General features: G+C 70.8%; 14 protein-coding genes. 8 read left to right on the top strand and 6 right to left on the bottom strand.

The features are described 5' to 3' along the window. Positions 1 to 289 precede the first annotated feature (289 nt). Complete coding sequence (locus SZN_RS38330) at positions 290 to 760, bottom strand: serine integrase family protein (protein WP_007492747.1); 471 nt, start codon at positions 758 to 760, stop codon at positions 290 to 292. A 178-nt stretch (positions 761 to 938) separates the two neighbouring features. Beyond that, positions 939 to 1,325 (bottom strand): DUF302 domain-containing protein, encoded by a 387-nt coding sequence (locus SZN_RS06935; protein WP_043728929.1) that lies wholly within the window; start codon positions 1,323 to 1,325, stop codon positions 939 to 941. A gap of 178 nt (positions 1,326 to 1,503) precedes the next feature. Here SZN_RS06935 and SZN_RS06930 point away from each other — a divergent pair, with 178 nt between their 5' ends. From SZN_RS06930 to SZN_RS06920, 3 genes are read left to right on the top strand one after another with little or no spacing between them, the layout of a single operon-like run. After that, on the top strand, positions 1,504 to 2,880 hold the full coding sequence (locus SZN_RS06930; RefSeq protein WP_007492744.1) for an MBL fold metallo-hydrolase: 1,377 nt from the start codon (positions 1,504 to 1,506) through the stop codon (positions 2,878 to 2,880). Positions 2,881 to 2,918: 38 nt separating this feature from the next. After that, positions 2,919 to 3,281, top strand: coding sequence for a rhodanese-like domain-containing protein (locus SZN_RS06925; protein WP_007492742.1), 363 nt, complete (start codon positions 2,919 to 2,921; stop codon positions 3,279 to 3,281). Then, positions 3,278 to 4,030 carry a sulfite exporter TauE/SafE family protein gene (locus SZN_RS06920; protein ID WP_007492740.1) on the top strand — a complete coding sequence of 251 codons (753 nt, stop codon included), beginning with the start codon at positions 3,278 to 3,280 and terminating at the stop codon, positions 4,028 to 4,030. The genes SZN_RS06925 and SZN_RS06920 overlap by 4 nt, the downstream gene beginning before the upstream one ends. A gap of 37 nt (positions 4,031 to 4,067) precedes the next feature. Here the strand turns inward: SZN_RS06920 and SZN_RS06915 are convergent, their stop codons facing one another. Then, positions 4,068 to 4,349, bottom strand: a complete 282-nt coding sequence (locus SZN_RS06915; protein ID WP_007492737.1) for a metal-sensitive transcriptional regulator — start codon at positions 4,347 to 4,349, stop codon at positions 4,068 to 4,070. A gap of 76 nt (positions 4,350 to 4,425) precedes the next feature. On the opposite strand from SZN_RS06915, the gene SZN_RS06910 reads away from it, so the two are divergent. The 4 genes from SZN_RS06910 (at position 4,426) to SZN_RS43135 (ending at position 6,475) form a co-directional block, all read left to right on the top strand. Continuing rightward, entirely contained in the window at positions 4,426 to 4,992 is a 567-nt protein-coding gene (locus SZN_RS06910) for a rhodanese-like domain-containing protein (RefSeq protein WP_007492736.1), read from the top strand. Between the two features lie 472 nt (positions 4,993 to 5,464). Then, on the top strand, positions 5,465 to 5,734 hold the full coding sequence (locus SZN_RS06905; protein WP_244313309.1) for an SHOCT domain-containing protein: 270 nt from the start codon (positions 5,465 to 5,467) through the stop codon (positions 5,732 to 5,734). Next, positions 5,731 to 6,321 (top strand): sulfocyanin-like copper-binding protein, encoded by a 591-nt coding sequence (locus SZN_RS41885; RefSeq protein WP_007492732.1) that lies wholly within the window; start codon positions 5,731 to 5,733, stop codon positions 6,319 to 6,321. Before SZN_RS06905 ends, SZN_RS41885 begins: the two co-directional genes overlap by 4 nt. 31 nt (positions 6,322 to 6,352) lie before the next feature. After that, entirely contained in the window at positions 6,353 to 6,475 is a 123-nt protein-coding gene (locus SZN_RS43135) for a hypothetical protein (RefSeq protein ID WP_007492730.1), read from the top strand. 128 nt (positions 6,476 to 6,603) lie between these two features. Here the strand turns inward: SZN_RS43135 and SZN_RS06895 are convergent, their stop codons facing one another. Next, complete coding sequence (locus tag SZN_RS06895) at positions 6,604 to 6,834, bottom strand: Tn3 family transposase (protein WP_007492728.1); 231 nt, start codon at positions 6,832 to 6,834, stop codon at positions 6,604 to 6,606. Between the two features lie 23 nt (positions 6,835 to 6,857). Between SZN_RS06895 and SZN_RS06890 the strand changes: the two genes are divergently transcribed. Beyond that, positions 6,858 to 7,280, top strand: a complete 423-nt coding sequence (locus SZN_RS06890) for a tryptophan synthase subunit alpha (RefSeq protein WP_007492726.1) — start codon at positions 6,858 to 6,860, stop codon at positions 7,278 to 7,280. Between the two features lie 120 nt (positions 7,281 to 7,400). Here the strand turns inward: SZN_RS06890 and SZN_RS06885 are convergent, their stop codons facing one another. Both SZN_RS06885 and SZN_RS06880 read right to left on the bottom strand, forming a co-directional pair. Continuing rightward, positions 7,401 to 7,997, bottom strand: a complete 597-nt coding sequence (locus SZN_RS06885) for a cadmium resistance transporter (RefSeq protein ID WP_007492723.1) — start codon at positions 7,995 to 7,997, stop codon at positions 7,401 to 7,403. Between the two features lie 323 nt (positions 7,998 to 8,320). Beyond that, entirely contained in the window at positions 8,321 to 8,794 is a 474-nt protein-coding gene (locus SZN_RS06880) for an ATP-binding protein (RefSeq protein ID WP_007492721.1), read from the bottom strand. Positions 8,795 to 8,846 lie beyond the last annotated feature (52 nt).

Raw genomic sequence — 8,846 nt, 5'->3', positions numbered from 1 at the left:
TGCCCGGATCGTGGGTGACCTGCGATGACGTCTGGCGTACATGTACGCGACGCGGTCGCTGGTCTCGACGGGCAGTCAGAGAGGGCGCCGGACTCCTACCTCTGTTCCCAGGGGAAAAGTAGCTGTCAGTGATCCTCTGGTTGGTGATCCCGGGTCCCGGTATCAACGCGAGCGAGGTCGGTCTCCTCGTCCTCCGTGCCGCCGGACCAGCGGCCGAACAGCCCGATGGGCTGCTCAGGGGTGGCGCCGAGTACGCCGGGCCCCTTTGTACGGTGCGGCGGCAGCGGGATCACGCGCCCTCCCCTTCGCTTCGGGCCTGCGCCAACAGCGTGGCCACGATTTCGTTCGTCCCGTCTCCGGTCTGTTCAACGAGCGTGTTCACCACTTCGCCGGTGGTGCCGTTGCCGGGGCCGGTGAGGTCCACCCGGGCCGGACGGCGTGGGGCGATGATCTCGGGCCCAGCCGGTGCCTCGTTCTCCTCCGCTTCGGCGAGCGCGCGGTACAGCGAGGCGACGGACGGGTGACGCCCTGCGTTCTTGCCCGTCTTGATGGTCAGTTTCTTCGCGATCTCGGGGACGGGAACACCACGGTCCTTCAGCGCACGGGCCAGCAGCAGGGAGTCCTCGTCGATGACCTTCGGTCGTCCGCCGTGGTTGCCCTTCGCCGCGGCGGTCACCTGGCCCTCCAGGGTCTTCTCCCTGATGTAGTTCCGCTCGATCTGGGCGGCGGCGGCCAGGACGGCGAAGAACATCGTGCCCATGCCGTTGGGGTCGTAGATGCCGCTGAAGCGGGCCGGTGAGGAGTTCGAGCTGCACGCCCGCAGCCTGGAGCTGGCCGGACAGGGTCATCAGCTCGGCGGCGTTGCGGGCAAGGCGCTTGAGCTCGTGGACGGTGAGGATGACCGGTTTGCCTGGGGTCGCCGGCCGGGCGTGAGTGGGTCAGGTGAGGGACCCCAGGGCGGCGTCCAGCCGGGCCGTGGCGTCGGTGGCGACCGGCTCCAGGGCGGGCAGGCCGGTGAGGGTGACCATGGTGCCTGGGTCGAGGGCCTGGACGAGCGTGGTGTTGCCGTCGCGGCGGACCACGACGTTGCAGGGCAGGAGCAGGCCGATGCTGCGGTCGGCTTCCAGGGCCTGGTGGGCGAGCGGCGGGTTGCAGGCGCCGAGGATCAGGTAGTCCTCCATGTCGTGGCCGAGCTTGGCCTTGAGCGTGGCCTTGACGTCGATCTCGGTGAGGATGCCGAAGCCCTGATCGGCCAGGGCCTTGCGTACGGCGGTGACGGCGGTGTCGAAGTCGGCGTCGAGGCGGACGGTGCGGTCGTAGGACACGGACACTCCCGGATAGTGCGGAACGACTGATTCCTCTATACCCCACCGGGTACCCGCCGGGCGTCAGGCGATGCCTTGAAGGGGCGCTTCCCGCATCTGGAATACCCCCCTGGGTATAGCTGTTAGGGTGAGTGTCAGATACCCCCCGGGGTACACCGTCCGAGAGGAGTCATGAGCCGTGTTCTTCGTCGACACCCTGGAATTCGAGGGCCTGGGCAACCGCAGCTACCTGGCCGGCGGGCCCAATGCGGCGGTGGTCATAGACCCGCCGCGGGACATCGACCAGGTCATAGCCGCAGCGGCCCGCCGTGGGGTGCGTATCGCTTTCGTGGCCGAGACCCATGTGCACAACGACTACGTCACCGGCGGTCTGGAGCTGGCGCGCGTCACCGGCGCCCGGTATCTGGTGCCGGCCGGGGCGAACGTGTCGTTCGGCCGCACCCCGGTTGCCGACGGCGACACGGTGACGGTGGACGAGGGGCTGGTGCTGCGCGCGATCGCCACTCCCGGGCACACCCCGCACCACACCTCCTACGCCCTGACCGAGGACGGGCGCGGGGTTGCGGCGTTCACCGGCGGGTCGCTGCTGATCGGCACCGTGGGCCGCCCCGATCTGGTCGAGCCGCGACTGACGGAGCAGCTGGCCCGCGCCCAGCACGCCTCCGCCCACCGGCTGGCCGACGAGCTGGACGACGAGGTTCCGGTGCTGCCCACCCACGGCTTCGGAAGCTTCTGCTCCTCCTCCCAGGCCGAGGGGGACGCGACCACGATCGGCAAGGAGCGCGAGACCAACGACGCGCTGACCCTGGACGTGGACACCTTCGTCGCCCAGGTGCTCGCCGGGCTGGACGACGTGCCCGCCTACTACGCGCACATGGGTCCGGCCAACACCGAGGGCCCCGCGCCGGTCGACCTCACCCCGCCGAGGCGTGCGGACGCCGAGGAGATCGCCTCGAGGCTGGCCGCGGGTGAGTGGGTGGTGGACCTGCGCAGCCGCATGGCCTTCGCCGAGGGACACGTGGCCGGCTCGTTCAACTTCGAGGGCGAGGGCAAGCTCGCCACCTATCTGGCCTGGCTGATCCCGTGGGGCAAGCCCGTCACCCTGCTCGCCGACACTCCGGGGCAGATCGCCGACGCGCAGCGGGAGCTCGCGCGGGTGGGCATCGACCGCCCGGCCGCCGCCGCCACCGGCGACCCGGCCGGCTGGATCCGCGAGGGCGAGCAGCTCGCCTCCTTCCCCCGCGCCCGCTTCGCCGACCTCGCCGATGTCCGTGAGCGCGGCGACGACGTCGTCGTCCTGGACGTGCGCCGGGACTCGGAGCGCGCGGGCGGCTACATCGACGGCTCGGTCCACATCCCGATCCACGAACTGCACGGCCGCATCGGCGAGGTGCCGGACGGGGTGGTGTGGGTGCACTGCGCCGGAGGGATGCGCGCGGCGATCGCCGCCTCCCTGCTGGATGCCGCCGGCCGCGACGTGGTCGCCGTCGACGACGGCTTCGACGCCGCCACCGAGGCGGGACTGACCCTCGCCCGCCCCGACGGCACCGACTGACACGCCCTACCGCGCCACCGCACGAAAGTGATCGAACGATGTTCTCGCTTCTCCGCCGCGGCCCCGGCCGCCTCATCCCCCAGCTGGCCCACCAGCAGACCAGTGACGGCAGCGCCGTCCTGCTGGACGTCCGTGAAACACCGGAGTGGAACGCCGGGCACGCGCCCGGCGCGCTGCACCTGCCCCTTTCCCGTCTGGCGGCAGGCGCGTCGCTCCCGGCAGCCGTGCAGGGCAGGCCAGTGGTCACGATCTGCCGCTCCGGTCACCGTTCCCAGCAGGCCGCCAAGCTGCTGGCCGGACGCGGCGTTCAGGCCACGGACGTCACCGGAGGCATGACCGCCTGGGCGCGTGCGGGGCTGCCGGTCACCGGTCCGGACGGCAACGAGGGTGTCATAGCGTGAGTGCCCTGATCCTGGCCCTGATCGCGGGGGCGGTGGTCGGGCTCGCGCTCGGCGCGCTCGGCGGTGGCGGCAGCGTCCTGGCCGTCCCGGCCCTGATCTACCTGCTCGGCTTCACCCCGGCCGCCGCCACCACCGCCAGCCTGATCATCGTCACCGCCACCTCGCTCACCGCCCTGTACGCCCACGCCCGCACCGGCAACGTCCGCTGGAAAGCTGGCGCCCTGTTCGCCGCGGCCGGGCTCCTGCCCGCGGCCGCAGCCGGAGCCGCGGCATCCCGCCTGCCCCAATCGCTACTGACCGCCGCGTTCGCTGCCATCGCCGCGCTCGCCGCCGTCAGGATGCTGCGCCCCAGCCGCACCGCCGCCGGCCCGGCGGGCGGCGAGGCACAGCCCGCCAAGGCCGCCGGAACCGGCGCAGGGCTCGGCGCGCTGACCGGACTGCTCGGAGTCGGCGGAGGTTTCCTCGCCGTGCCGGCCCTGGTCACCGTGCTGGCGTTCGAGATGCAGGCCGCCGTCGGCACCAGCCTGCTGGTCATCTCGGCGAACTCGCTGGCGTCCCTGGCCACCCGCGGCGCCACCACCGCCGGCGTCAACTGGGCGGTGATCGGCCCCTTCACCGGGGCGGCGATCCTCGGCGCCTGGGACGGCAAACGCCTGGCCGCCAAGGTCACCGGCACCCTGCTGCAGCGCACCTTCGCCGTCGTACTGCTGGCCGTGGCCGCCTTCATGCTCATCGACGCCCTCACCTGACAAGCCAGGCGGGCGGTCGGGACCGGGGCACCACGGCTCACGCCAAAGACAGGAACAGCTTCTCCAGCCGGGTACGCATCTCCTCCCGATCCCCGGAGGCGGCCATGTCCGCATCGGTCAGGCAGTGCTGCAGACCGGTGGCGATGATCGCGAAACCCGCCTTGTCCAGAGCCCGGGACGCCGCCGCGAGCTGCGTGACGACGTCCTCGCAGTCCCGCCCCTCCTCGATCATCTTGATCACACCGGCGATCTGGCCCTGCGCCCGGCGCAGCCGGTTGACCACCGTCTTCAGTTCCTCAGCCGCCATCGCCAGTTCCACAACCCACACTCCTTCGAGATACCCCCTTGGGTATCCTATCGAAGGGGTAACCCGAACCACGCAAAGGAAAATCCCCGTGGCACCCACCACCGCCCTCACCGCCGACCAGGCCAGCGCCCGCCTGCACGAGCTGACCGTCATCGACGTGCGCACCCCCGGCGAATACGCCTCCGGCCACCTGCCCGGCGCCCACAACATCCCCCTCGACCACCTCGATACGGCCCTGCCCGCCCTGAAGACCGCCGCAGACCGCGGCGACCTCCTCATCGTGTGCGCCTCCGGCGCCCGCTCCGCCCAAGCCTGCCGGCGCCTGGCCGACCAGGGCATCACCGCCGCCACCCTCACCGGCGGCACCACCGCCTGGACGCAGCTCGGCCACGACACCCACCGACCCGCCGGCACCCGCACCCCCTGGGCCATGGACCGCCAAGTCCGCCTCGCCGCCGGAACCCTCGTCCTGACCGGCCTGATCGCCGGACAACGCTGGAACGCGGCCCGCTGGCTCTCCGCGGGCGTCGCCGGCGGCCTGGTCCTCTCCGCCCTCACCAACACCTGCGGCATGGCCAAGATCCTCGCCAAACTCCCCCACAACCAGCCCAAGGCCACCGACCTGGACGACACCCTCGCGGCCCTGACCGGCTGACCCCTGGCCGCAAGGTGACCGCCCCGGATACGCGGCGACAGCCTGCGATCCATCGCCCGTGAACTCCGCCTCAGCCGCGGCACCGTCCTGCGCTTCGCCCGGGCCGCCGATGTCGAGCAGCTCCTCGTCGCGGCAACCAACCGTCCCCAACTTCTTCGCCTGTTGCAGGGGCCGGGCGGCCGAAGCAGGCCACGACCAGGGCCAGACCCAGGACGGGCCGCTTGCCGGGGAAGTACGGCGCAGGATGACCGCAGCGGCGGAGGGTGGGCGCATCTCACCGATGCGGCCTGAGCACGCTGAGTCAGGTTTTGACGATCTTCGGTGTCTGATCGCCCCGAGCCGCCCGCTCGCCCGCACGGCCTGCTGTCCCTGAGCGAGGGCCGGTAGGCCCTCTTCACCGACGTCGAACCGCGTCATCCTGGAAAAGGAGAGCTCACAGCTGTAGGCGGGCCGAGAGTAGGTGATCGGCGTGATGTGGTACGACGGGGGCTGGGGCGGCTGGTTCTTCATGGCCGTGTTCATGGTGCTGTTCTGGGCGCTGGTGATCTTCGGCATCGTCGCGCTCGTCCGCTACTTCAGCGGTGCCCATCACGACCACCGGTTCGAACGATCTCCCTCGTCCGGTGAGCCGGGATGGGGAAGCAGGCGGGCCGAGGACCTGCTGGCCGAGCGGTTCGCCCGCGGGGAAATCGACGAAGACGAGTACAAACGACGGCTCGCGCTGCTGCGGGAGCACCGGTGAACCCGGACCGCCGGCGCGGCACATGGTTGATCATCGCCGGGGCGGTTGCCGCACTGGTGCTGGGCATTGCGACCACCATGGTGCTGGCCGGCACCGGCTCCTTCCGCCATACGGCTCCTGCGGCATGGCGCGCCGAAGGAACGCGCTGCAGTGCGCCCCCGCTGCCGGGCCGGGTGGTGGACGTGACAGCGAGCGACATGGGGCGGGGCATGATGGGCGGCGCTCCCGGCGGGTACGGCATGCGCATGATGCATCTTGCGGCCCGTCCCGCCACGGTCTCCGCCGGTGCGGTGTCGCTGCGGGTTGTGAACACCGGCGCCATGGCGCACGAGGTGGTGGTGCTCCCACTGCCGCCGGGCCAGGTCATCGGGGAGCGCCCCACCGGCCCTGACGGGAAGATCAACGAGGCGGACAGCCTGGGCGAGGCATCCCGCAGCTGCGGAGCGGGCGAGGGGAACGGCATCGCCCCTGGCGCGATGGCATGGACCACGCTGACGCTGCGTCCCGGGCGCTATGAACTGGTGTGCAATCTCCCCGGCCACTACCTCGCCGGGATGTACACCGAACTCGACGTCACCAGCAGGTAGCACTCCCGGCAGCACGGGCGACCGTCAGCGCGTGCTGTCCGCCTACGACGAGGTGGGCCGGCCAGGGCCGGAGACGTTCACCCAGCACGTCCACGACGGCGGGCAGCACCTGCGGCACCCGCACCTGCCCGGCCTGCCGCTGCCGAGGCCCTGACGGGCCCGCACGACTCCAGGCGCCCGGCGGGAGGGTGACGGCCCCGCCGGGCGCCTGGCCTTGTGTGTCTCAGCCGCTTCCGGCCTCGCACACGCCGCGTGCAGCGTCCGCGGGCGGTGCCAGGGCCCTCACGACGCGCCCGCCGGACGGGCAGCGTCCTCGGCCGCCCGGCGCGGGCCGGGAACCACGGAGGACAGCGGCAGTTCCAGACGCTTGTCCATGGCCAGGCGGAATGTGCCGTACGGGTTGATGTTCGACCAGAACAGGGCGGTCAGAGCGCGCCGGTCCTCATCGGTCAGCTTGTCCGCCCACTCCGGCTCGGCCAAGACCTGTTGCAGCAGCAGGGTGTTGACGTGCACCAGCGGCTCGGTGTGACACGCCCGTGGTCGTCATGAGCTATTGGTCGACGGTCCAGGTCCTTGGGCTGCGGCGTATGGCCGGTGAGCTGGCCGCCAGCGGTGCTGCGGGGTGCCTTGTTCCGGATGTGCCGCCGGAGCGGTTGGAAGAGTGGGTAGCGGCAGCGGCAGCGGCGGAGGCCGGGATCAGCGCCCCTCTGCTCGCCAACCGGCAGGCTGAATTTGACGAGTTGAGCGTCACGGGCCGGGCTGCGGCGGGGTTCGTGTACGCGCCGGCCGTCGCGGGACAGCGGACCGGTTACTCGGCCGGGATCGACCTGGAAAGTCTCGCTGGTTTCGTTCGATCCGTTCGGCACTCTGCTCCGGCCACCGCGGTGCTGACCGGCATCAGGGTCTCGACTCCTGAACTCGCGGCGGCGTCGTCGGCCTGGAAGCCGTTGACGGAGTAGTGGTCGGCTCTCCGCTCATTCGCGCTCTGAGCGATGGCGGTTTGAGTACGGCAGCCGGCCTCGTTGGGAAGTTCGCTGCCTCCATCGCCCGATCACGGGGGCGGTGACCCCGTGCCCGTACTACGGGCCGAACGCGCCGCCCTCGATGAGGATGAGAAGACCAATGGCGATCAGCACCAGTCGCATCAGGATGTGACCCCAGCGGCTGAGCGCCTTGGCGATGACGGGTCGGGTGGCGAAAAAGCGGCCAGCTAAGCACCAGACAGCCACCAGGATGAGGAACACGATGGCGTACACGGTCATCCCGCCGACGCCGGCGGTGGCGAAGACCGGGACGTAAACGCCGATGTTGTCGCCGCCGTTGGCGAAGGTGACCGCGGTGACCTCGAGAGCCTTGGGGCCGCCCTCGATTGCCTCTTGCTCGTCGTCTTCGTCGCCCCGGTGCTTCCACGCCTGCCCCGCTGCTTTGAGGCCAAGGGCAAGCGGCAGAAGTCCGAGATAGGGGATGGCCGACTCGGGCAGGAACGTCGCACCGAACGCGGCGGCGACGGCGACGGCGAGGATGCCGCGAAGCCGAGGTACTGGCCGACGACGATCCGGCGGGCCGCGCCCTGCTGCCCCGCTCCCTGGGGCGAAGAACAGGGACAGGATCAGGATGTCATCGATGTTGGTGACGGCGAACAGACCCGCTGCCTGCCCGACAATGCCCAGATCCACTTTTGGTTGCCCCTCCGCCATGGTTGCGGGGACACAGTCTCCGGCGGCGGGTACTGCACCGGTCACGGCCTCGGCGAACGAGGTGTCTCGTCTCTGCTCACGATCGGCGGGCTCGGCTCGATGTCCGAGAGCAGGCGGCCTCCGGGCATGCTGGCGCAGGATGCCCGGAAGCCGCAGTCCCGGCCGGTGCAACCGGGGAAGAGGTGGCCCGGCGAAGCTGGGAGAGCAGCAGGAAGCGGAGCCGCCGCATGAGGTACACGCTTTCGGTCACCGCGGTCAACGGCGCATACGTCCGTGAGGACACGATGTGGCCAGCCTGGCCGTCACGGCTGGCGGCCGGCTACGTCTCCGGCCGGGTCGTCGGCTAGGACCACCGCCGCGGTGATGCGTTTGCCGACCGGCTTGCGGTCGATGGCGAAGCTCTGGCAGACCGCCATGACGATTTCGAGTCCGTGCTGGCCGACTCGGCCCGGGTCGGCCGGCAGAATGGCCGGCAGGGTCGTGCTGCTGTCCCACACGTGCACCTGGACGGCGCCGTCTTCGACCTCCAGGGTGAGCAGGCAGGGGCCGGGTGCGTACTTGCGGGCGTTGGTGACCAGCTCACTCACGACCAACTGCACCATGCCCATGGCTCGGCCGGAGACCGGGAGCCCGTGCACGGCCTGGACCTCGGTCAGGAACGATCGGGCCAGATCGCGGGCCTCGGCGATTTCCTCGCTTCCTTCGAAGGCGGCCGAGACGGATATGAGGGTGCTGTCCAGCGACCGCTGGCCCTCTCCCTCTCCAGCCAGGTCCATCCAGCCGGCCTCACTTCCGAAGCGCACCACATTGCCCAGCCCGTTTACCCCC

Source organism: Streptomyces zinciresistens K42, assembly GCF_000225525.1.
Classification (GTDB): Bacteria; Actinomycetota; Actinomycetes; order Streptomycetales; family Streptomycetaceae; genus Streptomyces; species Streptomyces zinciresistens.
This window is presented reverse-complemented; position numbering and strand designations above follow the sequence as displayed.

What these genes read in the sequence shown, in the direction of transcription:
- SZN_RS38330 (WP_007492747.1), bottom strand. Translation starts at nt 760, where the DNA reads ATGGGCACGATGTTCTTCGCCGTCCTGGCCGCCGCCGCCCAGATCGAG.
- SZN_RS06880 (WP_007492721.1), bottom strand. Translation starts at nt 8,794, where the DNA reads ATGGACCTGGCTGGAGAGGGAGAGGGCCAGCGGTCGCTGGACAGCACC.
- SZN_RS06905 (WP_244313309.1), top strand. Translation starts at nt 5,465, where the DNA reads ATGTGGTACGACGGGGGCTGGGGCGGCTGGTTCTTCATGGCCGTGTTC.
- SZN_RS06925 (WP_007492742.1), top strand. Translation starts at nt 2,919, where the DNA reads ATGTTCTCGCTTCTCCGCCGCGGCCCCGGCCGCCTCATCCCCCAGCTG.